Source organism: Actinoplanes sp. OR16, from assembly GCF_004001265.1.
Lineage (GTDB): Bacteria > Actinomycetota > Actinomycetes > Mycobacteriales > Micromonosporaceae > Actinoplanes.
This window is the reverse complement of sequence record NZ_AP019371.1, coordinates 7,295,140-7,316,463: the sequence shown is the minus strand read 5'-3', so window position 1 is coordinate 7,316,463 and position 21,324 is coordinate 7,295,140. Positions and strand designations below refer to the sequence as shown.

At 71.2% G+C, this 21,324-nt stretch carries 18 protein-coding genes; 8 read left to right on the top strand and 10 right to left on the bottom strand.

The features are described from left to right. Window positions 1–17 precede the first annotated feature (17 nt). Window positions 18–1,580: a SpoIIE family protein phosphatase gene (locus EP757_RS33650; protein ID WP_127552427.1), complete on the bottom strand. Its 1,563-nt coding sequence runs from the start codon at window positions 1,578–1,580 to the stop codon at window positions 18–20. A gap of 141 nt (window positions 1,581–1,721) precedes the next feature. Between EP757_RS33650 and EP757_RS33645 the strand changes: the two genes are divergently transcribed. Continuing rightward, window positions 1,722–2,708: a serine hydrolase gene (locus EP757_RS33645; protein ID WP_127552426.1), complete on the top strand. Its 987-nt coding sequence runs from the start codon at window positions 1,722–1,724 to the stop codon at window positions 2,706–2,708. Window positions 2,709–2,724: 16 nt separating this feature from the next. Further along, window positions 2,725–3,336: a dihydrofolate reductase family protein gene (locus tag EP757_RS33640; protein ID WP_127552425.1), complete on the top strand. Its 612-nt coding sequence runs from the start codon at window positions 2,725–2,727 to the stop codon at window positions 3,334–3,336. On the opposite strand, the gene EP757_RS33635 is transcribed toward EP757_RS33640, so the two are convergent. The 5 genes from EP757_RS33635 to EP757_RS33615 all read right to left on the bottom strand — a co-directional run bounded on the left by EP757_RS33635 (window position 3,329) and on the right by EP757_RS33615 (window position 10,603). Beyond that, on the bottom strand, window positions 3,329–5,074 hold the full coding sequence (locus tag EP757_RS33635; protein ID WP_127552424.1) for an ATP-binding protein: 1,746 nt from the start codon (window positions 5,072–5,074) through the stop codon (window positions 3,329–3,331). The two genes, EP757_RS33640 and EP757_RS33635, sit on opposite strands and share 8 nt — an antisense overlap. Before the next feature lie 111 nt (window positions 5,075–5,185). Continuing rightward, the gene (locus tag EP757_RS33630; protein WP_127552423.1) at window positions 5,186–6,517 is read right to left on the bottom strand and encodes a HEPN domain-containing protein; all 1,332 of its coding nucleotides are present in this window, start codon (window positions 6,515–6,517) and stop codon (window positions 5,186–5,188) included. Between the two features lie 15 nt (window positions 6,518–6,532). Beyond that, entirely contained in the window at window positions 6,533–8,767 is a 2,235-nt protein-coding gene (locus EP757_RS33625) for a bifunctional diguanylate cyclase/phosphodiesterase (RefSeq protein ID WP_127552422.1), read from the bottom strand. 58 nt (window positions 8,768–8,825) lie between these two features. Beyond that, entirely contained in the window at window positions 8,826–9,746 is a 921-nt protein-coding gene (locus tag EP757_RS33620; protein ID WP_127552421.1) for an alpha/beta hydrolase, read from the bottom strand. Window positions 9,747–9,760: 14 nt separating this feature from the next. After that, window positions 9,761–10,603 carry a helix-turn-helix domain-containing protein gene (locus EP757_RS33615; protein ID WP_127552420.1) on the bottom strand — a complete coding sequence of 281 codons (843 nt, stop codon included), beginning with the start codon at window positions 10,601–10,603 and terminating at the stop codon, window positions 9,761–9,763. A 135-nt stretch (window positions 10,604–10,738) separates the two neighbouring features. Here EP757_RS33615 and EP757_RS33610 point away from each other — a divergent pair, with 135 nt between their 5' ends. Further along, on the top strand, window positions 10,739–11,602 hold the full coding sequence (locus tag EP757_RS33610; protein ID WP_127552419.1) for a helix-turn-helix transcriptional regulator: 864 nt from the start codon (window positions 10,739–10,741) through the stop codon (window positions 11,600–11,602). 82 nt (window positions 11,603–11,684) lie between these two features. After that, entirely contained in the window at window positions 11,685–13,034 is a 1,350-nt protein-coding gene (locus EP757_RS33605; RefSeq protein ID WP_127552418.1) for an alpha/beta hydrolase, read from the top strand. Here EP757_RS33605 and EP757_RS33600 read toward each other — a convergent pair. Next, window positions 12,997–13,479 (bottom strand): HIT family protein, encoded by a 483-nt coding sequence (locus EP757_RS33600; RefSeq protein WP_160165963.1) that lies wholly within the window; start codon window positions 13,477–13,479, stop codon window positions 12,997–12,999. The two genes, EP757_RS33605 and EP757_RS33600, sit on opposite strands and share 38 nt — an antisense overlap. Here EP757_RS33600 and EP757_RS44515 point away from each other — a divergent pair. Together EP757_RS44515 and EP757_RS33595 are read left to right on the top strand one after the other, a co-directional pair. Beyond that, window positions 13,478–13,600, top strand: a complete 123-nt coding sequence (locus EP757_RS44515; RefSeq protein ID WP_255435258.1) for a hypothetical protein — start codon at window positions 13,478–13,480, stop codon at window positions 13,598–13,600. The two genes, EP757_RS33600 and EP757_RS44515, sit on opposite strands and share 2 nt — an antisense overlap. 30 nt (window positions 13,601–13,630) lie before the next feature. Then, complete coding sequence (locus EP757_RS33595) at window positions 13,631–14,074, top strand: ATP-binding protein (RefSeq protein WP_127552416.1); 444 nt, start codon at window positions 13,631–13,633, stop codon at window positions 14,072–14,074. 88 nt (window positions 14,075–14,162) lie between these two features. On the opposite strand, the gene EP757_RS33590 is transcribed toward EP757_RS33595, so the two are convergent. Then, complete coding sequence (locus EP757_RS33590) at window positions 14,163–14,723, bottom strand: TetR family transcriptional regulator (RefSeq protein WP_127552415.1); 561 nt, start codon at window positions 14,721–14,723, stop codon at window positions 14,163–14,165. Window positions 14,724–14,821: 98 nt separating this feature from the next. Between EP757_RS33590 and EP757_RS33585 the strand changes: the two genes are divergently transcribed. Then, window positions 14,822–15,730, top strand: coding sequence for an oxidoreductase (locus tag EP757_RS33585; protein WP_127554562.1), 909 nt, complete (start codon window positions 14,822–14,824; stop codon window positions 15,728–15,730). Window positions 15,731–15,759: 29 nt separating this feature from the next. Here the strand turns inward: EP757_RS33585 and EP757_RS33580 are convergent, their stop codons facing one another. Both EP757_RS33580 and EP757_RS33575 read right to left on the bottom strand, forming a co-directional pair. Then, window positions 15,760–16,305, bottom strand: coding sequence for a hypothetical protein (locus tag EP757_RS33580; protein ID WP_127552414.1), 546 nt, complete (start codon window positions 16,303–16,305; stop codon window positions 15,760–15,762). A 159-nt stretch (window positions 16,306–16,464) separates the two neighbouring features. Further along, entirely contained in the window at window positions 16,465–18,747 is a 2,283-nt protein-coding gene (locus tag EP757_RS33575; protein WP_232050133.1) for a CoA transferase, read from the bottom strand. Window positions 18,748–18,937: 190 nt separating this feature from the next. Here EP757_RS33575 and EP757_RS33570 point away from each other — a divergent pair, with 190 nt between their 5' ends. After that, window positions 18,938–21,286 carry an acetyl-CoA acetyltransferase gene (locus tag EP757_RS33570; protein WP_127552413.1) on the top strand — a complete coding sequence of 783 codons (2,349 nt, stop codon included), beginning with the start codon at window positions 18,938–18,940 and terminating at the stop codon, window positions 21,284–21,286. The last annotated feature ends 38 nt before the right edge of the window (window positions 21,287–21,324 follow it).

The following is a 21,324-nucleotide window of genomic DNA, read 5'->3' as shown; positions in this document are numbered from 1 at the left end:
GTCGTGCACTGGGCGAATCAGGCCGGTGGGGTCCGCGCCGCGATCATGACGACGTCGTCCTCGTGGTCGTCGCCGGCGAACTCCGCGTAGAGCCGGTCGAGCAGCAGGGGGAGCGGCGTGCGGGCGTGGTCGCTGGCGACCGCCCACAGGCGCCGTTCCCGCTCGTCCAGCGAATCGCGCCGGGTCTCGATCAGGCCGTCGGTGTAGAACAGCACCGTCGAGCCCGGCGGCAGGTGACAGCTGTTGTCGGTCCGCGGGATGCCGGCCCGCAACCCCAGCAGCGGATCGTGGCCGCTCAGCGGCCGCGCTCCGGCGCCGGTGATCAGCAGCGGGTCCGGGTGGCCGGCGTTCGACCAGGTCAGCCGGTGGCCGGGCCGGCCCGGTTCCGGCTCCAGGTAGGCCAGCACGGCGGTCGCGGTGATCAGGTCGTGGAGCGCCTGGCTGGCGGCGTCGAGCCGGAGCAGCAGGGCCGACGGCGACTCGCGGCGGTCGACCAGCAGCAGCCGCAGTTTGCTGCGCAGCCGGCCCATCCGCGCGGCGGCCCGCATGTCGTGGCCGGTGACGTCGCCGACGACCACCGCGAGCCGGTCCTTGGACACGGCGACCGCGTCGTACCAGTCGCCGCCGACGTGCTCACCCCGGGACGCCGGCTCGTAGCGGGCGGCCAGCGCGAACGGCGCGGCGTCCGGCAGGTCGGACAGCAGCGATGTCTGCAGGACCATCGCCGCGTTCTCCCGGGACGACAGGTAGTCGGCGCGCCGCAGCGCCGTCGCCACGTACCCGGCCAGGGCCGCGAGGGTCGCCTGCTCGGCGGCGTCCAGGGTGTAGGGCTGTTTCCAGACGAACGTCAGCGCCCCCACCGGGCCGTCCGGGCCGGGTAGCGGCACGCCGGCCGCGGACTGCCAGCCCATCTCCATGAACGTCGCGGCCGCGTCCGGGGCGAGGGCACGGACCGCGGCGAGGTCGGGCAGCAGCACCGGAGCGCCGGTGCGGGCGGCGAGCGCGGACGGGGTGGTCGCGGCGCTGTCGTAGAGGTTCCAGCGCTCGGCGACCGACGATGGCAGCGACCGGCCCGACTGCAGCGAGATCCGGTCGTTGCCGCCGGCCACCGAGATCCCGACGTAGGCCGGGTTCATCGTGCCGGTGACCAGGTCCCGCACGACGGCGACGACGTCCTCGGCGGTGCCGGTGCTCGCCAGCGCGACGCTGGCCCGCAGCAGCAGCTGACTGCGGTCGAACGCCGCGTCGGCCGATTCGCCCTGCGCCGTGGCCTGCTCCTTGCGCCGCCGCAGCGCGGCGTTGACGTCCTGCAGCCGCAGGATCTCCGCGCAGGCGCCGGCGAACCCGGTGAGCAGCGCCAGGTCGTCGTCGCTCCACCGGCGTCCCTTCGGGCCGATCGCGCAGAGGGTTCCGAGGGCCTCGCCGCCGGCGCCGGTGATCGGGACCGCGGCGGCGCCGTCCTGCACGCTCGCGCCGGCGGCCGGCGGGCCGATCCGCACCTCGGGCACGCTCAGGGTGGCGCGGACCAGCGCGGCTATCCGGTCCAGCGCGGGAACCTCTCCCACCTGCGGCAGAGGCATGTCAGCGACGCTCACGCGACGTCCCCCGGGCGATGTACGTCAGTATCTACTCGCCCATGGTCACACATCGTTTCTCCGGATGAGGAGCGGGCGTGGTGTACCTTGCCGCGTGGCCGTCCGTCCAAACATTGAGGAGGAGCGATGTCGACGAGCATGTCCCGGCGCTCGGCACTGGGTCTCGGCGCGGTGGCGGCGGCTGCCGGAGCGGCGGTGAGCAGCCCGGCGCAGGCGGCGCCGGCCGGCAAGAACGCCATCCGCAGGGTGTACGCCCGGGAGAAGGCCGAGGCCGGCGGTGTGTGGCACACGCACATCGCGGCGGTCGGCGCCGACGGCACGCCCCGGGCGATCGTCGAGGACGACGCCGACCACGTGACGTACGGGTACAGCGTGCAGAAGCTGGCCGTCGCCACCGCGGTGATGGACAAGATCGACCGCGGGCTGCTGACCCTCGGCACGAAGCTCGACCTGCCCGCCGACATCATCCTCGGCGGCTCCGGCATCTACCATCTGCACCGGGTGTGGGGCGACGAGATCACCGTCGGGAACTTCCTGACCGCGATGCTGCTGGTCTCCGACAACACCGCCGTGCGGATGTGCGGCCGGGTGGTCCCGGCGCTGGAGATCAACGAGATCCTGGCGGCGAAGGGCTTCGTCCACACCCGGGTCGAGCCGGTGGCCAACCCGAACCGCTTCTTCCTGGGCACCACGACGCCGCGGGAGATGCATGACCTGCTCTGGCGGCTGGCCACCAAGACCCTGCTGAAGCCGGAGTCCTGCGACTTCCTGCTGAGCGTCACCCGGTGGGTCAACGGTTACCACGACGGGGTGCGCCGGGTCATGTCGTCGAAGGAGCGCGAGCGGGTCGCCACCAAGTACGGCGCCGACTTCAACGCACTCGGCGAGTCCCGGCACGAGGCGGGCGTCATGTTCAGCGCGGACGGGCTGCCGCTGCTGACGTACGCCATGTTCGCCGAAGGTCTGGGCGACCCGGAGAATTACGGCGCCACCCACCCGGCCGTCGAGGCGCATGCGAGGATCGGCCGTACCCTGTTCGACAACCTGCCGGCGGTCTCGGCCGTGGTGCCTCGGACCCTGCCGAAGAGGTTCCACCCCAACCACGGCGGCTAGCTTGGGAGGTTCCGCGGTGCCGCACACTACCAGCCACATGTCGATCTCACTGGACGGTTTCGCCGCCGGGCCGGACCAGAGCCGGGAGAACCCGCTGGGCAGGCGTGGCATCGAGGTGCACACCTGGCACATCGGCGATCCGCGCGCCACCGCGGAGGACAAGGCGGCGGCCGAGTGGCTGATGCGGCCGCGCGGGGCATACGTGATGGGCCGCAACATGTACGGCCCGGTCCGCGGCGGCTGGGACACCGAGGACGAGTGGACCGGCTGGTGGGGTCCGGAGCCGCCGTACCACGCTCCGGTGTTCGTGCTGACCCACCACGCGCACGACCCGATCCCGATGGAGGGCGGCACCACCTTCCACTTCGTGACCGGCGGGTTCGACGCCGCCTACGCCGCCGCGTGCGAAGCGGCCGGCGACCAGGGCGTGGACATCGCCGGCGGGGCGTCGACGGTGCGGCAGGCGCTGAACGCCGGGGTGGTCGACGAGTTCACCGTCGACATCGCGCCGGTGCTGCTCGGCTCCGGCGAGCGGCTGTTCGACGGCGTCGAGTCGTTCGGCTACGAGCCGGTCGAGGTGCTGCACTCGCCGCTGGCCACGCACATCCGCTACCTGCGGATCAGCTGACCGCGGGGAGGGTGAGCCAGAACCGGCTGCCACCCTCAGGGTTCGGTTCCACCCCGATCGTGCCGCCGTGCCGCTGCACGATCCGCTGGACGATCGCCAGGCCCAGGCCGGTGCCCGGATAGTGCCGGTGCTCGTCGACCCGGGTGAACGCGGTGAACACCGCCTCGGCCTGATCCGGCGGGATCCCGATGCCGTTGTCGGTGACCTCGACGCGCCACCGCTCGCCGTCGCGCCGGGACCGGATGTCGATGTGCGGGCGGCGGTCCGGGGCGCAGTACTTCACCGCGTTGCCGACCAGGTTGTCGAACACCTGCCGGAGCAGCACGGCGTCGCCGTTGACGACCGGCAGCGAGCCGACCGTGAAGACCGCCCTGCCGTCGTCGCGGTCGTGGATGATCTCGGCGAGGATCTTCCCCAGGTCGACCGGCGCCAGCCGCAGCTCCGCGTTGTCCGCGGTGGCGTAGCCGAGCAGGTCGTCGATGAGCGCGGTCATCCGGTGGGCGCCGTCGTGCAGCCGCGCCAGCATGTCGCTTTCGTCGGGTTCCAGGTGCGCGGTGGCCAGCAGCTCGGCGTACCCGGTGATCCGCGCGAGCGGCGCCCGCAGGTCGTGCGCGACGATCCCGGCGAAGCCGCGCAGCTCCGTCTCCCGGCGCCGCAGGCGTTGCTCCACCTCCTCGCGCCGGGCGATGTCGGTACGCAGCGCCGTCGTGGCCTCCCGGACCCGGCGCACCGCCCGGTCCCGCGACGTCGTCACCGTCGCGGTCAGCGCCAGCAGCAGCGCCGTGATCACCGTTCCGACGATCACGGCGATGGTGTGCGGGGCGAGCCCTCGATGGTCGGCGAGCCGCGCGGCCGGTTCGACGGTCAGCTCCCACGTGCGCCCCAGCACCTCGACGCTCAGCTGCCGGGTGAGATCGTCCGGCCCGATCGCGCGCCCCGAGTCCCAGCGCACCAGCGGCACGTCACCGTCGGTTTCAGTATCCATCATCTGTACGGCGGAAGCCTGCGTGGCGACGGCCTCGACCGTCGCGCGCAGGAAGTCCCCGGCCCGCAGCCCGAGCAGCAGCCAGCCCCGGAACTCGCCGGCGTCCTGGGCCGGGGCCGTGGCGTGGATCGCCGCCGCGAGCGCGAACGAGGCCTGCTGCTGCTCGGCCGGTAACGCCCGGTCCTTGATCAGGTGATAGGTGGCGCTCATGATCAGCGTCCGCCGCTGCTGTGCGGCCCGCATCGCGGAGGCCGCTGCCGGTGTGGCCGTCAGGTCCCGTCCGACCGGCGTGGGCCGGGCGTCCGACGATCGGCCCAGCACGATGAACAGGTGCTGCCCGCGGTCGGTGTCCCCGGGTTGCAGCACCAGGCCGTCCGCGCCGTGCGCCCGCCAGTACGCCTGCACCTGCGCCGTCTGCGCCGGGGTGGCCGCCACGACGTAGGCGACCCCGGTCACCCCGGGCAGGTTGGCCCGGTCGATGGGGGCGGCGATCGCAGCGAACTCCCCGGCCTCCAGGGTCTGCTGGGCCCCGACCGACGCGGCGAGGCTGGTCAGGTAGTCGCTGTAGCGGCGTACCTCGTCGGTGACGGCCTCGGCGACCCGCGCCGACTGCTGATCGGCCGCCCGCTCCGCCATCCGCTGCTCCCCGCGCCACAGCCCGAGCGCAGCCGACGCGGTGCCGGCCAGCCCGAGAACCGCGACCAGCGCCAGGAGCAGCATGGAGCGCCGGGCGACCCCGAATCCCCGCCCCACCCGTCGGACGTTACGCCTGGCGAGGCCGCTCAGTGACCCTTTCGGTTCGAGGCCGCGGCCCCCTTCGGCTCGTGCGGATCGATGTGGTCGGCGTTGTGCATCCGTAGAGCCTCAGCCGGCAGCCAGAACCGAGGCCACCCCCTCCTTCATCGGATGCCACCATGGCGAGCGCGCGAAGCGCCCGATCGCCTCGTCCTGGACACCCGCTCGCTGCAGGAGACACACACGGGCAAGTAGCGCGCCGCTTCTCGCCAGCCAGAAGGTGTCGCCCGGGTCGAAGGGTGAGCGATTGGCGTGTTTGACGGAATTGTAGGAGTCGGCGAGCTTTCTGCTCCACTCGCCGGTGTCGCCGAGAAGATCTTTGATGACTCCGGGAGCTCCGTTGGCCAGCGCCAGGGCCCGGGCGCTGATGGATTCGGCGTTGGCCGCGTTCGGTGAATCTCCGGCCCGGACTCGATCCGCGTAACGAAGCGCTTCGAGGCAGATCCCGACATGGGTCATCTGTGTTTCTACCGGGTTCTCGGTCAGATAGAGGTAAGACATCAACGGTGCAATCGCCCTGGCGTGCGTCCGACTCAGCTCGATGAAACGCCCGATTCCATCGGTTCCCAGATCCGAAAAGTAGATGTGCTCCGACTTCGCCTCAACCGGAGGACGGGTGGCTCGGGATGTGCGGCGCGTGTGGTGCAGGAAATGCAGTCTCCGCAACGGAGGTGCCTTCTTTGCTCCGTTGGGCAGTGTCGGCTCTTCGCCGCTATGGCGAAGTCTATGCGACAGGAAATCCGCGGATTGCCAGAAGCAGAGTGCCACCAGCGTCCTGATCGCGTAGTGCAGAGGGAAGTGATCGGCCCATGAAGTTGCTTCGGCGGTATACGTTTCGATCGTGCTGTCTTCGCCGGAGAAGGCGAAGTCCTTGGTTCGAAAAGTGGGGATAATCCGGAGCCGTGTGTCACCGTCGTGAACTTCCACGGAAGCGAGAACCTTCTTAGTTATGCCGACTTCTTCAGTGGAGCCGTCGGGGCCCTCCTTGAGGGTCATGAACGTATTCGGCCAGGACATCCATTGGTGGATTCCGGTTAATTCCGACTGAATTTTAACAACTTTTTTCACCGCGTCGTCGGTGAAGTCATCACCCTCGACGGCGAAGGCGGCTCTGATCGACCATCGACCATATCTGGTGCCCATATCCATAGTGTTTCGGCGACCGTAACAATCGCCGAATGTCAGGCCTCCCTTGTTGTCGCGGAAGTGCAGATACGGTGGCGTTTTCGGCAGTCGGCCGAAGATATTCTCTACGGCCCTGGTCGGAGAGAAAGGAATGTCGACATCGATCCCGTCGTCGTCCTCGATGCGGACGAGTGCCGGCATCGGGCCTTCTGGTGATCCCGGAATCTCCACAAATCCGAGGCGAGCGTTCTGGTCGAGAATGTGGGGCTGACTCACGGTACGACTTTATCGTTACAGGTGGGCGTTGCCGCTGGCCGCGAGCGGCAGTTCGGCGGCCGGGCGTCCGTAGTAGTAGCCCTGCAGCAGCCGGTAGCCGAGGGCGTACAGCACCTCCGCCTGCTCGGCCGTCTCGACGCCCTCGGCGACCGCGGTCAGGCCCAGGCCGTCGGTGACCTGGATCAGGGCTCGGGCGATCACCTGGTGCCGGCCGGCCGAGGTGATGTCGTCGACGAAGGATTTGTCGACTTTGAGGACGTCCACCGGCACGGTGTGCAGCAGGCCGAGCGAGGAGTGGCCGGTCCCGAAGTCGTCGAGCGCGATGCGCACCCCGGCCGCACGCAGTTCGTGCAGCGCCGTGACGGCCTGGCCACCACCGAAGACAGCGGTCTCGGTCACCTCGACGGTCAGGCATTCCGGAGGCAGGCCCGCAAGGTCCAAGGCCTCGGTCACGGTACGGGAGAAGCCCGGCCGCGCCAGCTGACGAGCGGAGACGTTGACGCTGACCCGGTCGGGTGCGGCGTCGCCGAGGTCGGCGCGCCAGCGGGCCATCCGCTCGCAGGCGGTCCGCAGGATCCACGCGCCGAGTTCGATGATCAGGCCGTTGTGCTCGGCCACCGGGATGAAAAGGGCCGGGCTGACCGTGCCGCGCTGCGGGTGGTGCCAGCGGACCAGGGCCTCGACGGCGGCGATCCGGCCCTCCGGGACGGCGACGATCGGCTGGTAGACGACCTGGAACTGGCCGGCGTCCAGGGCGGCGCGCAGTTCGGCGCCGAGGCGGGCGTGCTCGCCGGCGCGTTCGTCGAGGTCGGCGGTCCAGGTCCGGCAGGGCTCGCCGGTCTCCTTGGCGGCGTGCATCGCGGCTTCGGCGCGGCGCAGCACCTCCACCGGGTCGGCGGCCCCGGCCACGCCGATCGCCGCGCCGACGAGCAGTTCGTGGTCGCCGGCGGTGACCGGTTCGGCCAGGCTCGCGGCGAGCCGTTCGGCGGTCAGGGCGGCGTCCGCGGCGGTCGGCAGCAGCACCGCGAACTCGTCGTCACCGATACGGGCCGCCGCGGCAGCGGAGACAGCGATCCGGCCGGCCGCGGCAGCGGAGACAGCGATCCGGCCGGGCGCGGCGGCGGAGATCGCGATGCGACCGGCGAGCACGGCCAGGACCCGGTCGCCGACCGGCCGGCCCAGCTCGTCGTTGATGTTCTTGAGGCCGTCGAGACCGACGAAGACGACCCACGGATGCGCGGACGCGGCCAGCAACTGGTCGAACCGGCGGCGGTTCGGCAGCCCGGTCAGGTCGTCGTGCATGACGATGTGCCGCAGTTCGGCGGCCTGCCCGCGCACCCGCCGGGCCAGGCCGAACACCCGGGCGATGACGAGCAGGAACAGCACGACGGAACTGGCGCCGATGGCCGCCCGGTCGAGCGCGTTGTCGCCGACGTCCGGCAGGAACAGCATGGCCGGGGACAGCAGGGCGCTGGCGCTGAGCACCACGGCCTGGATCCGCCCGAGGCGGGAGTCGCCGCCGCCCGCCCGTGGCTCGGCCGCCCCGCTGATCGACGGGTGCAGGGCTGCCGCGGCCCAGACGACGTACGAGAGAAGCCAGCCGGCGGTGAACTCATCGCCGTCCCCACCGGAGTAGAGGGTGTCGACCGAATAGCCCACGTCGGCGATCAGCAGCAGGACGGCGGCGACCGCGAGCAGCCGGGTGCTGGCGGTGCCGGCCCGGGTGAGGAAGAGCCGGGCGAGGAAGGCGAGCAGCAGCGCGTCGGCGGCCGGGTAGGCGGTGCTGATGGCCTGTTCCAGACCGGTGACCGAGGTGTCCGCGGCGATCGGATGCAGCACGAACACCCAGAACACCAGGCCGAGCCCGACCCCGACGATGGCCGGCTCGGCGAGACCGCCGCCACGCCCGCGCACCAGCAGCCACAACCCGGCGGCGAGCAGCGGATAGCCGGCCAGGTAGAAGATGTCGGCGGCGGACGGATACGGCTCCTGATGCAGCACGTAGACGTAGTAGTTCCAGGTCAGGTCACCGGCGGCGGAGGCGGCCTGACCGGCGGCGAACCAGTACCACATCGCCGGGCGGGCCGGCCGGTGCAGCCGGACACCGGCCAGGATCGCCACCACCGACACCAGGCCGATGCCGTTGTAGGCCAGGTCGCGGGCCATGCCGCCGCCGGGCAGCAGGTAGTACCCGGCGATCGCCGCGACTCCCGCCGCGACCCACCAGCACCACAGATCCACCCGCCGCACGTGATGCAAGATCGGCGGGTGATCCGTGCTGTTGAGGCCATCGGCTATGACCCCGGCCTCACCCCGCCAGGCTCACCTCGTAGAAGCGGGAGATCTCGTCCACGGCCGGGTCGACGTACTCCGGCTTGTCATAGAGATCGACGTGGCTGGCGCCGTCCACCCAGTGGATCCGCTTGGGGCCGGTCGCCCGCTGGAACGCCTCGATACCCATCCAGGCGGTGACCGCCCGGCGGCCGATGACCGAGAGCAGCGGGCGGTCGCCGATCAGCGGCACCGCGGCCCAGGCGTCGAAGAGCGCGAGGTGGTCGATGCTGGCCCAGGGCATCGCCTTCGTGGACCGGGGGTGCTCGCCGCGCGGGGTGCAGTAGTACTCGACGCCCTCGAAGCCGTGCTCGCCGCCGAGTTCACGACCCTGTTCCGGGGTGGCCGGGAAGAGCGGGAAGCTCTGCGGGCCCTCGCCACGAGCTTCGGCCGTACGGGCCGCCGCGGCGGCGTCGAGCATGCCCTGGAAGACGGCGGGGTCCTGGTCGCCGTCCGCGCCGAGCCGGAACTGGCGGGCGATGTCGACGCCGCTGACCGTGGCGACCGCCTTGATGCGGTGGTCGCTCGCGGTGGCGTTGAGGGCGTAGCCGCCGGAGGCGCAGATGCCGAGGACACCGAGCCGGCCGGCGTCCACCTCGGGGCGGGTGGTCAGGTAGCTCACCGCGGACTTGAGGTCCTCGACGCGATGCGCCGGGTCCTCCAGGCCGCGCGGCAGCCCTTCGGATTCGCCCTGGTAGGCGGCGTCGAAGGCGAGCGCGACGTAGCCACGGTCGGCGAGCTTGCCCGCGTACAGGCCGGCTGCCTGCTCCTTCACCCCGCTGCCGGGGTGCCCGACCACGACGGCCGGCCGGGGGCGGTCGCCGGCGGTGTCCGGGAGGTAGAGGTCGGCGGCGATGCGCAGACCCTGGCTGTCGAAGCTGACGGCGATGCTGTGCATGGTGTTCTTCTCTCTCAGTGTTCGGGTACTGCCACCGTCCACGACGCCAGGATGCGCAGGGCGTCGTGCGACGGGGTGCCGGGCTCGGCGGTGACGATCATGAGTTGCTGGCCGCTGCCGTCGGGGCTGCTCCACACGTCGCAGTCGAGGGTCAGGTCGCCGGCGATCGGGTGGTGGTAGCGCTTGGTGCCGTAACTGGCGTTGTTCACGCGGTGCTCGGCCCACCACGTACGGAAATCGGCGTCCCGCACCGCGAGGTCACCGACGAGCCGCGCCAGCTCCGGGTCCGCGGGGTCCGCGGCTGCCCGCCGGCGCAGCGCGGCGACGGCTTCCCGGGCGTCATGCCGCCAGTCGGCGTGCAGGGCGCGGACCGCCGGGTCGGTGAAGAGCAGGCGGACGTAGTTGCGATCCTTCGCGGGGACGGCCGCGAAGTCGGTGAACAGTGCCGTGGCCGCGCGGTTCCAGGCCAGGACGTCCATCCGGTCGCCGAGCACGATCGCCGGCGACTCGGTGAGCTGGTCGAGCAGCCGCCGCATCGCCGGTCGCAGCGGTTGCCGTGCCGCCCGCCGCCGGGGCCGGGCGTCCGACTTGCCGGCGAGCTCGTAGAGGTACGCCTCCTGGTCGTCGCCGAGCCGCAGCGCCCGGGCCAGCGTCGCCAGCACTGAGGCTGACGCCGCCACCCGGCCCTGCTCCAGCCGCGTGTAGTAGTCGACGCTGATCACCGCGAGCGCCGCCACCTCCTCGCGGCGCAGCCCGCGCACCCGGCGGCGGCCGTCGAGCTCCGGCAGCCCCACCGCCTGCGGGGTCAGCTCGGCGCGCCGGGCCTTGAGGAAGTCACCCAGTGGGGAAGTGGTCATGAGGCAATCCTGCAAGGCCGCCGTTCCCCGTGGCAGGGCAGGTTTTCTCCCCCCTTCGCCGTGGCCGGCGGCGCGCTCTCCGGGGTGTACCGGTAGTACGTCGCTGGCAGCGGGCCTGCGCCGTACCGTCGAAGGGTGAACAACCGAGCCGAAGTGCACGACTTCCTCACCTCGCGCCGCGCCAAGATCACGCCGGAGCAGGCGGGCCTGCCGACCGCCGGGCAGCGCCGGGTGCCGGGGCTGCGGCGCAGCGAGGTGGCGGCGCTGGCCGGGATGAGCGTGGAGTACTACGCGAAGCTGGAACGCGGCTCGCTGGCCGGTGTCTCGGCCGGCGTGCTGGAGGCGGTCGCCCGGGCGCTGCGGCTCGACGACGCCGAGCGGGCCCACCTGATCCGGCTCGCGCAGGAGGCGAACGGCAGCAGCGCGCTGCTGCGGCGCAACCGGGTCAAGCAGACCACGGTCCGGCCCAGCCTCCAGTGGACGCTGGACACGATCACCGCCCCGGCGATCGTCGGGAACCACCGCCAGGACCTGCTCGCGGCGAACCTGCTGGGCCGCGCCATGTACAGCGACGTCTACGCCGATCCGTCGGGCCGCCCCAACTTCGGCCGGTTCATCTTCCTGGACGCCGCGGCCCGGCGTTTCTACCCGGACTGGAACCTCGCCGCCGACATGACGGTGGCGAACCTGCGGACCGCGGCCGGCGTGGATCCGCACGACAAGGGCCTGCACGACCTGGTCGGCGAGCTCTCCACCCGCAGCGACGACTTCCGCCGGCGCTGGGGCTCGCACAACGTGCGCATCCACGGCAGCGGCGTGAAGACGTTCCACCATCACGTGGTGGGGCGCCTCGAGCTGTCCTACGAGAGCATGGAGCTGATCGCCGAACCCGGCCTGGTCCTGACGATCTACGCCGCCGAGCCGGAGTCGCCGACCGCGGAGGCCCTGACCCTGCTGGCGTCCTGGGCCGCGACGGATCTGGCGTCGGCCGAGCGCTGAGCGATCCGGGCGGCGCATCCTGGGTGCCGCTTAAGGGGCATTCCGGATGGGCCTGAGCGGTCTCTCCCCGCAGGATCAGAGCATGTTCGTTCGTCGATGTATCGCCCTGCTCGGTGTGCTGTCGGTCATGCTCGTGCCCGGCGTCGCCCATGCCCGCCCCGCCGCGCCCTCGCTGGACTGGGGGCCGTGCACCGGCCTGGAGTCGCAGCAGGACCTGCGCTGCGCCTCGCTGCGGCTGCCGGTCGACTGGTCGGCACCGGACGGCGAGACCTTCGACCTGGCCGTCGCCAGGCGCACCGCGCGGCAGCCGTCGCAGCGGGCCGGCACCCTCGTCTTCGGACCGGGCGGCCCCGGCGACTCCGGCGTCAACCGGGTGCGCCGCGCCGACCGGTTCAGCGACGAGCAGCTCGACCGGTTCGACATCGTCAGCTTCGACCCGCGCACGGTCGGCGGCAGCGACGCCCCCGACTGCGCGCCCGACCCCGGCGGCCCGCCGATCGTCCTGCGTGACCAGGCCGACTTCGACCAGCAGATCGCCCGGAACCGGGCCTTCTGGGAGCGCTGCCGTTCCACGAGCGCGGTGTTCGATCACGCCGGCACGGACAGCACCGTCCAGGACCTCGACGCCCTGCGCCGCGCTCTCGGCCTGCGGGATCTCACCTTTCACGGCAGCTCCTACGGCACGCTGCTGGGTCAGCAGTACGCCGAGCGCTATCCCGGCCGGGTCCGCGCCGTCGTCCTGGAGAGCGTCTTCGACCACAGCCTGAGCCTGGAGGGTTTCGTCCGCACCCAGGCGCTGGCCCTGCAGGACTCGTTCGACGAGTTCGTGGCGTGGTGCGAGCGCACCGGCTGCGCCCCCGACATCCGCGCCACCTGGCGGTCGATCGTGGAGCGGTCCGGCGGCGCCTTCGAGATCGCCTCCCTGCCGGCCGTCTACCTGGCTCTGCCCGACTGGCCCGGATTCGCCCAGGCCATCAAGGATCTGGACGCCGGCGGATCGCAGCCTCTGACCATTCCGCGCCCGGCCGCCGGGGCGTTCTGCGCCGATTTCCCGGTCCCGGTCCGCGACCACCGCGAATACCGCCACCTGATGCGTGTCGCGGCGCAGGCAGGACCGGACATCCGGTACGGGTCCGGCGCCCTGGCGATCGCGACCTGTCTGGGCTGGCCCCAGCCCGTGGCGAACCCGCCGCACCGGTTGCGCGTCCACACCCGCACGCCACTGCTGCTGCTCAACGCCCGGCACGATCCGCGGACCGGTCACGAGTGGGCCGCGAACGTGGCCGCGCAGCTGGGCCGCAGCGGCCGGCTGGTCACCTACGAGGGCTGGGGGCACGGCACCTACCAGCGCAACGCCTGCACCATCGCCACCGTGGACCGCTACCTGATCGACCTCACGGTTCCCGTGCGGGGAAGCAGCTGCGCAGCCTAGCCGCCATCCTCTCCACCTCGGCGACCGGCTGACGGCCGTCGTCGAGGTGGGCCCAGGGGATAGGCCCGCCGGGCGCCGGATCGCGGTGCGGGCGCGGAACCACGTGCCCGTGCAGGTGCGGCACGCTGTTGCCGAGCACCGAGTAGTTCATCTTCGCCGGCGCGAGCAGGCCCTCCACCGCCCGCCCCACCGCCATCAGATCTTCGAAGAACCGCTGCGCGTCCGCCGGCGCCACCTCGGTCGGCTCACAGACGTGCCCGTCGCGCCAGATCACCCAGCAATATCCGGGGATCTGCCCGCGCACGCTGAGATAGCCGTTCGCCACCTGCCCGGTGTAGATCCGCAGGCCCCACGCCGGATCCTCCTCGCGCACGAACGTGCAGAGCACACAATCCCGGCCGCTCTTCTTGTCCGCCCAGTCGTCCGGCCACGTCGTCCATTCCATGACAGACATCTATCACGCCCTGGTCCTGCCGCCGAACGGCTACACCGGCCGCGCCGTGGAGCCGCAGTGGCGGCGCATCGACGTGGTGAGTCGCCCGGTCTCACTCGGTGGAGTTGCTTGAGGTCGGCCTCGGCTGGGCAATGGCCCTCGGGTGCCAACGATTCGAACCTCGCCGCCGCCGCCGTACGCCGAGCAGTTGCTCCTCTGGACCTTGGAGAGCCCCACCCAGCTTCGTGAGCTGCGCGCCTCGATCCAGCGGGAACTCGTCAACCATCCGCTGGTGCGCACCGACGACCAGGACGACATCCTGGACCGGATCGTGCTGGTCGCCACCGAACTGGCAACCAATGCGATCCGTCACGGGCGGCCGCCGACCGAGGTGCGGCTGCTGCGCAACGACGAGAACGTCATCCTCGACGTCGCCGACCGGGACCTGAGCAGCGTGCCGGAGCTGGCGCACACCCGCCCGGTGCACGCCGGCGGACGTGGGCTGCTGCTGGCCCTGGAGTTCTCCCTCGACGTCGGCTGGTACGCCACCGACGACGCGAAACACATCTGGGCGACGTTCCCGCTGGAGCCCGCCCCCGCGGCGTGAGCGGCGGTGCACCGTAATGCCCAGGGCAAGCGGCGAGCAGGCCGCGGCCGGCCCGGCGCACTGCCAGTACCGCTATCGCCGGAAACGGTCACGGGGCCGTCAGCCGGCGGACGGCTTCGACCACGACCGCCCGGCGGCTGTCCGGTTCGACCAGGTCGAGGAACTCGGGCTCGCGTAGCTGCCACATGTTGGCCAAGGCCAGCACGAGGGCGAGGATCTCGGTCGCGCCCATGCGGTCGGTGACGACGCCCCGCTTCTGGGCCTGCTCGATCGAGGCGACCTTCTCGGCCATCGCGGCGGTGGTGGAGGCTCTTCGGGCAGCCGTGTCGCCGCGCTCGAGTTGATACCAGGCCACGAAGCGCAACACCTCGGGGTGTGCGAGGCCGGCGTCGCAGAGGCTTCCGGCGTACAAACCCAAATCGTCCGCGTCGATGGGGACGGCCGAGACGGTCTGCTCGACGATCAGGTCGAACACCGCGTCGAACAGGCCGTCCTTGTTCTCGTAGAACGAGTAGACCAGCCCGGCGCTGATGCCTGCGCGCTTGGCCAGCCGGTCGACCCGGGCGCCGGCCACCCCGAATGCGGAGAACTCCTCCAGTGCCGCCTCCAGCAGCAGGCGGCGCTTGGTCTCAGGATCCCGTGTTCGCATGTGCCAAGTCTTCTTACTGAACATTCATTTGACAAGTCGATCCGCGTGCTTCTACCGTCTCGAGCTACTGAATGAATGTTCATTACGAAAGAGGCGTGATGGTCACCTGGACCCCTGCAACGATCGACGACCAAGCCGGGCGGGTCGCCCTGATCACCGGCGGCAACAGCGGCATCGGCTGGCAGACCGCTCGTGTCCTGGCTGCTCACGGTGCTCGCGTCGTCCTCGCCGGTCGTGATCCCGGCAAGCTCACGGCCGCCGCCGACGCGATCCGCGCCGAGCACCGGCCGGCCGCGGTCGACACGCTCGTACTCGACCTCGGCGACCTGACGTCGATCGGCGCCGCGGCGGCCCGGGTCGTCGACCAGGGGCCGCTGGACCTGCTCATCAACAACGCCGGCGTCATGAACATCGCCGAGCGGCAGACCACCGCCGACGGATTCGAGATGACCGTCGGCACCAATCACCTCGGCCACTTCGCCCTCACCGCCCAGCTCATGCCCGCCTTGCGCGCCGCCCCGGCGGCCCGGGTGGTGACGGTCAGCGCGATCGCCGCCCGCTGGGGCAGCGGCGAGCTCACCGACCTGATGAGCGAGCGGACGTACCGGCCGATGGGCGCCTACGCGAAATCGAAGCGGGCCAACATCGTGTTCACCGCCGAACTCGCCCGCCGGCTGGCCGGCACCCCGATGACCGCCGTCGCCGTCCACCCCGGCGCCGCCATGACTAACCTCCAGCAGCACTCCCGAGGTCTGGCCACCCGGCTGGTCCTGCCGATCCTCGGGCGGCTGGCGATGGGTTCACCCGAGGGCGCTGCCTGGCCCTCGCTCTATGCGGCGACCAGCCCCGAGGTCGAGAGCGGCGCCTTCATCGGGCCGGCCGGCCGCCGCCAGGACTCCGGAACGCCGAAGCCGGCCCGCCTGCCCCGCGGCGCCGACGACCGGGCCGTCGGGGCCGCCCTGTGGCGCGACAGCGAGCGACTCACCGGCATCCCCTTCGTCGTCTGACGGACTCCCGGCGGGCACGGATCGCCTCGTCAGTGGCTCAGGACCGTCTTGAGCAGGCCGATCGCTGCCGCGGTGGCGGCGAGGGCGAGGCCGGCCAGCAGGGTTCGTGGTGAGGGGCGCCGGTGGCGCAGGCGTTCGATGACGAAGCCGAGCAGGGCCATGCGCACCATGAGGTAGACGGCGGAGGCGGCGATCACGGCGCTCGCGCTCAGCCAGCCGGCCCACCCGACGGCCAGGAGCAGGCAGGGTACGAGGGCCGAGGTCACCACCGGCACCGAGTCGCGCAGTTCGTGCTTGAGGCCGGCGATCGTCATGGTGTCCTCGCCGGCGTTGCCGCCGACGAGATCGGCGAAGACGTGCGCGACGAACGTCGACACGGTGACGCCGGCGACCAGCGCCAGGGCGTGCCCGTGGCTCAGGTCGGCGGGCTTGAGGGCGACGATCGAGGCGAAGGCGATGATGTTGCCGTAGACGTACGCCGAGATCCGGGCTCCGGCCTGTTCGGCGGGCAGCTGGCGGTTCGCCCGGTACTGGACGAGGCGGTCGCGCAGGTCGCCCTGATCGCTATCGGGCACGAGTCTCACCGTAACAGTCCGTAGTGCGGCGGCGCAGTCGCAGCGGCACGGACCGGGGGTGCCCGGCGGCGGTGATCCGACCACCTGGCTCGAGGCGGTCACCGACGAGGCGTACGACCGAGCGAACGAGGAGAAGTAGTCACACGCGACGTGGTGCAGTTAGGAGAACTGCTGGACGACATCGGCGGTGATCAGTGCGTCGGCCTGCTCTTCGCGGAGGCCGAGGATACGAATCAGCACGTCACGGGAGTGTTCACCCATGACGGGAGCCGGTTTGAGCTCCGGCTCCTCCACGTACCGGAAGATCGCCGGGGTGTTCTCGGCCGGCATCGGGCCGGTGATCCGCGGGTGGTGCATGGTCCGGAAGAAGCCGCGGTGGGTCAGGTGCGGGTCGTCGAGCAGCTCCGGCACCCGCTGCATCATCGCGGCGGGCACCCCGGCCGCCTGCAGCTCGGTCATGGCCTGCCGCGGCGCACGCCGGCCGGTCCACTCGCGCACCGCGGCGTCGATCCGGTCGCGGTGGGCGATCCGGTCACTCGCCGTCGGGAGATCAAGATCAATTCCTAGTACGAGGGACAGCCGCCGCCAGTCGGTGTCCCCCCGAACGGTGACCACCAGCCATTCGTCGTCGCCGGCGCACGGGTAGATGCCGCGCGGAGCATCCCCGGCGCCCTCGTTGCCGACCGGAGCGAGCGAGCCGGGCTGGATCGACTCGCGGGCGAGCTGGTGCGACAGCTGACCGAGAATGATCTCTGCCTGGGACACACTGACCGTGCCGCCCCGGCCGTCGCGGCGGCGGGCGATGAGCTTCGCGAGGATCGCCACGGCCTCGTAGCGGGCGGCGACGTGGTCGGGGTAGATGGTGGAGGCGTCGCTGTACCCGGCTGCGTCGTCGCGGTAGCGCCACAGGCCGGACAGCCCGGCCGAGGCGCGGACCAGGGGGCCGTATCCGAGGCGGCGGCTCCACGGTCCGGTCGGGCCGAAGGCGCTGGAATCGGCGACGATGATCCCGGGATTCACCTGGGACAACGCGTCGTAGCCGAGGCCGAGCGACTCGAGGGTGCCGGGCTTGAAGTTGGACAGCACCACGTCGGAGACGGCGACGAGCTGCTTGAAGAGGTCCCTGCCCTCGTCGCTGCGCAGGTTGAGGCCGAGGCCGAGCTTGTTGCGGTGGCCGTAGGCGAAGGACGCGCTGATCGGGGAGCCGTCGAAGGTCTGCCGGCTGCCGTCCGGGAACGCCTGATTCTCCACTTTGATGACTTCGGCGCCCATGTCGGCGAAGAGCCGCCCGAGTTCCGCGCCGACGACGATGACTCCGAGGTCGAGCACGCGGAGACCGCGGAGTGGCCGTCGCGGCCCGGGCGACATTACCGAAATGTCGGGAATGTCGCTCAGCTCCGCCAGCACTTCACCGTTGTGCTCACCGTGCGACGGCGCCGCGGTGCGGACACCCGCCCGAACCCCGTCCACCTCGACGAACCCGTTCGGCATGGTCACCCCGCCGATGGAGGTGAACGCCTCCCGGGCCGCGAACTGCTCGGCCGACAGCACCTCGGTGGGGGAGAGCAGCGCCGCGGTGGGAACCCCGTGCTGCTGACCCTCGGCGACGATCTGCTCCCGGGTCCGGGTCGCGAACAGCCGCCCGATCGCCGGGTAGATCGCGCCGGCCGCGGCGAACCGCTTGCCGAGCTTCGCGAGTTCCGGATCGGCGAACTCCGCCGGGCTGCCGAGCCACGTGAACATGCCCTGCCACTGGCGAGGGGCGAGGACGCAGATGCGTACCCAGCCGTCAGCGCACGGGAAGATCGGGTAGAGGTGGCGGGCGTCGGGCCGGCCGCGTGGCCCGTCGACGGCCGGTACGCCGCCGGTCGCGCTGCCGCCGATGCCGAAGCCGGGGTCGAACACCCGGGCGGTCGACTCGTAGACCGACACGTCGACGAGGTCGCCGGCGCCGGTCTCCAGTTTGTTCCAGTAGGCGATCAGGGCTGCCCAGGCGGCCTGCGCGGACGCCGACTCGTAGGCGATCGAGCCAGGCGGCAGCAGGGGCTCGCGGCCGGGCAGCCCGGAGCGGCAGAGCACGCCGCCGAGCGCCAGGTGCGTCCACTCGGTGGCCTGCCAGCCGGCGTACGGGCCGGTCAGCCCGTAGTCGGTGATCGCCACGACGACCAGGCCGGGGTGTTCCTCGTGCTGGTTGGTGATCAGGATGTCGGCGCCGGCGAGCAGGCGCCGGTACGCGTCGTCGGTGGTGTCCAGCGCGACGGCCCGCTTGTTGGCGTTGTGCGTCGCGTAGTAGAGGGCGTCGTTCCGGGACGCGGCCCCGCCGGTCGGCTCGACCCGGATCACGTCGGCGCCGAGGTCGGCCAGCAGGCGGGAGGTCATCTCGCCGAGGCCGTCGGTGCGGTCGACGACGCGGACGCCGGTCAGGGGCAGATGGGTGTCCACGGGTTCCTCCTTGGAGAGGCGATGAGGGGTGGGTCACACCATCGCCCCGTGCGCCGGAGGCCGTAAATCACTGTTTCCAGCACGTTACGTGCCGGGAATCGCAACGTGCCCGCTCATTGCCGACCGGTTTTCGTGGCGATACGGTCGGAGATAAGTGAACGGATCTCGTTCAGATAATGGAGCGCTGCCCATGACGTACAACTCCGACGATCTCGACCCGCGCACCCCGATCGTGGTGGGCGTCGGGCAGGTCTCCGAACTGCTGGACAGCCCGGCGTACCAGCGCCGCTCGCCGGTCGACCTGGCCGCCGACGCGACCCGGGAAGCCCTGGCCGACACCGGCGCGAACACCGCGGCGGTGACCGCCGCGATCGACACGATCGCCGCGACCCGGCAGTTCGAGAACTCGACGCCGATGGCCCGCGCGCCGCTGGGCCGCTCGGACAACTTCCCGCGCTCGGTCGCCGGCCGACTCGGCGCGAACCCGCGGCGGGCCGTGCTGGAGGTGGTCGGCGGTCAGAGCCCGCAGCACCTGGTCAACGAGTTCGCCGCGGTCATCGCCGCCGGTGACGCCGAGGTTGTCGTGCTGACCGGCTCGGAGGCGATCTCGACGATCGAGGCGTTCGCGAAGGCCGAGGACAAGCCGGACTTCACCGAGCACGCCGAGGGTGACCTGGAGGACCGCGGCTACGGGCTCAAGGGCCTGATGTCGATGCACCAGGCGTCGCACGGGCTCACCGACGCCCCCAGCCAGTACGCGCTCTTCGACAACGCCCGCCGGGCCCGCCTCAAGCTGTCCCGCGAGGAGTACGCGCAGGCCATCGGCGAGCTGTTCGCCCCGTTCACGAAGGTCGCGGCCGCCAATCCGCACTCGTCGGCACCGGTCGAGCGGTCCGCCGCCGAGTTGGTCACGCCGACCGCGGCGAACCGGCTGATCGCCGACCCCTACACGCGCTACGTCGTTGCGCGGGACAAGGTCAACCAGGGTGCTTCCGTCGTCCTGATGTCGATGGCCGCAGCGAAGCGTCTCGGCGTGCCCACCGACCGCTGGGTCTTCCTGCCCGGCCACGCCGACCTGCGCGAACGTGACCTGATGGATCGCGCCGACCTGTCCTCGTCGCCGGCCTCCGTGCTCGCCGCGCGGCATGCCCTCGACGTGGCCGGCATCGGCTTCGACGAGCTGGCCTTCATCGACCTCTACAGCTGCTTCCCGTCGCCGGTGTTCAACCTCGCCGACGCGTTCGGGCTGAAGCCGGACGATCCGCGCGGCCTGACCGTGACCGGTGGCCTGCCGTTCTTCGGCGGCGCGGGCAACAACTACTCGATGCACGCGATCGCCGAGATCGTGCAGCGCGTGCGCCGGCAACCGGGCAGCTACGGCTTCGTCGGCGCCAACGGCGGCTCGATGAACAAGTACTCCGCCGGCGTCTACACGACCACGCCGAGCCAGTGGCGGGCCGACGACAGCGCCGCGCTGCAGGCCGAGGTGAACGCGTGGCCGGCGCCGGTCGAGGCGCGCCGGGCCGACGGGTGGGCGACCATCGAGACGTACACGGTCAAGCACGGCCGCGACGGCACGCGCACCGGTGTCGTCATCGGACGCCTGGAATCCGACGGACGGCGTTTCGTCGCGCTCGCCGAGGACGCCGGCCTTCTCGCCGCCGAGCAGCCGATCGGTCAGCGCGTCCACGTGCACTCCACCGGCAAGGGCAACCGGGTTACCGCTGCCGCACCGCCGCCGGCGGCGACGGCGGTGCTCCAGGATCGATACGACCACATCCTCGTACGCCGGGACGGCCACCTTCTGGAAGTCACGATCAACAGGCCCGATGCCCGCAACAGCCTGCATCCGATGGCCAACGAGGAGCTGGACCACGCGTTCGACGCCTATTTCGCCGACGACGAACTATGGGTGGCGATCCTGACCGGCGCCGGGGAGAAGGCGTTCTGTGCCGGCAACGACCTGATCTACTCGGGTTCGGGCAAGCCGATGTGGGGCCCCGCGAACGGATTCGCCGGGCTGACCAGCCGCCGGTCCATGCCGAAGCCGGTGATCGCCGCGGTCAACGGGTTCGCGATGGGCGGTGGTTGCGAGATCGCCCTGGCCTGTCATCTGGTCGTCGCCGACGAGACCGCTCGTTTCGCGCTCAGTGAGGTCAAGGTGGGTCTGATCGCCGGGGCCGGTGGTGTGGTGCGGCTGCCGCGGATGCTGCCGCCGAAGCTGGCCAACGAGATGATCCTGACCGGCCGTCGTCTGGGCGCCGAGGAGGCGCTCTCCTATGGCCTGGTCAACCGGGTCACCCCGGCCGGCGGCGCTCTGCGGGGTGCGCGGGAGCTCGCTGCTGAGATCTTGGAGGGTTCGCCGACCTCCGTACGCATCTCCCTGCAGGTCATGGAGGAGACGCGCGGCATCCCGGACGTCGTCGACGCGGTCACCCACCACAGCCCGGCCCTGGACGAGTTGATGCTGACCGAGGACGCGATCGAGGGACTGACCGCCTTCGCCCAGAAACGCAAGCCGAACTGGAAGAACCGCTGACCGATTTCTCGCCGGTTTCCGTTCAGTAAAGCCATCAT

Bases quoted from the DNA above. Each gene is read 5' to 3' on its own strand.
- EP757_RS33650 (WP_127552427.1), bottom strand. From the start codon at position 1,580: ATGCCTCTGCCGCAGGTGGGAGAGGTTCCCGCGCTGGACCGGATAGCC.
- EP757_RS33645 (WP_127552426.1), top strand. From the start codon at position 1,722: ATGTCGACGAGCATGTCCCGGCGCTCGGCACTGGGTCTCGGCGCGGTG.
- EP757_RS33620 (WP_127552421.1), bottom strand. From the start codon at position 9,746: ATGCACAGCATCGCCGTCAGCTTCGACAGCCAGGGTCTGCGCATCGCC.
- EP757_RS33615 (WP_127552420.1), bottom strand. From the start codon at position 10,603: ATGACCACTTCCCCACTGGGTGACTTCCTCAAGGCCCGGCGCGCCGAG.
- EP757_RS33605 (WP_127552418.1), top strand. From the start codon at position 11,685: ATGTTCGTTCGTCGATGTATCGCCCTGCTCGGTGTGCTGTCGGTCATG.
- EP757_RS44515 (WP_255435258.1), top strand. From the start codon at position 13,478: ATGACAGACATCTATCACGCCCTGGTCCTGCCGCCGAACGGCTACACC.
- EP757_RS33600 (WP_160165963.1), bottom strand. From the start codon at position 13,479: ATGGAATGGACGACGTGGCCGGACGACTGGGCGGACAAGAAGAGCGGC.
- EP757_RS33590 (WP_127552415.1), bottom strand. From the start codon at position 14,723: ATGCGAACACGGGATCCTGAGACCAAGCGCCGCCTGCTGCTGGAGGCG.
- EP757_RS33585 (WP_127554562.1), top strand. From the start codon at position 14,822: ATGGTCACCTGGACCCCTGCAACGATCGACGACCAAGCCGGGCGGGTC.
- EP757_RS33570 (WP_127552413.1), top strand. From the start codon at position 18,938: ATGACGTACAACTCCGACGATCTCGACCCGCGCACCCCGATCGTGGTG.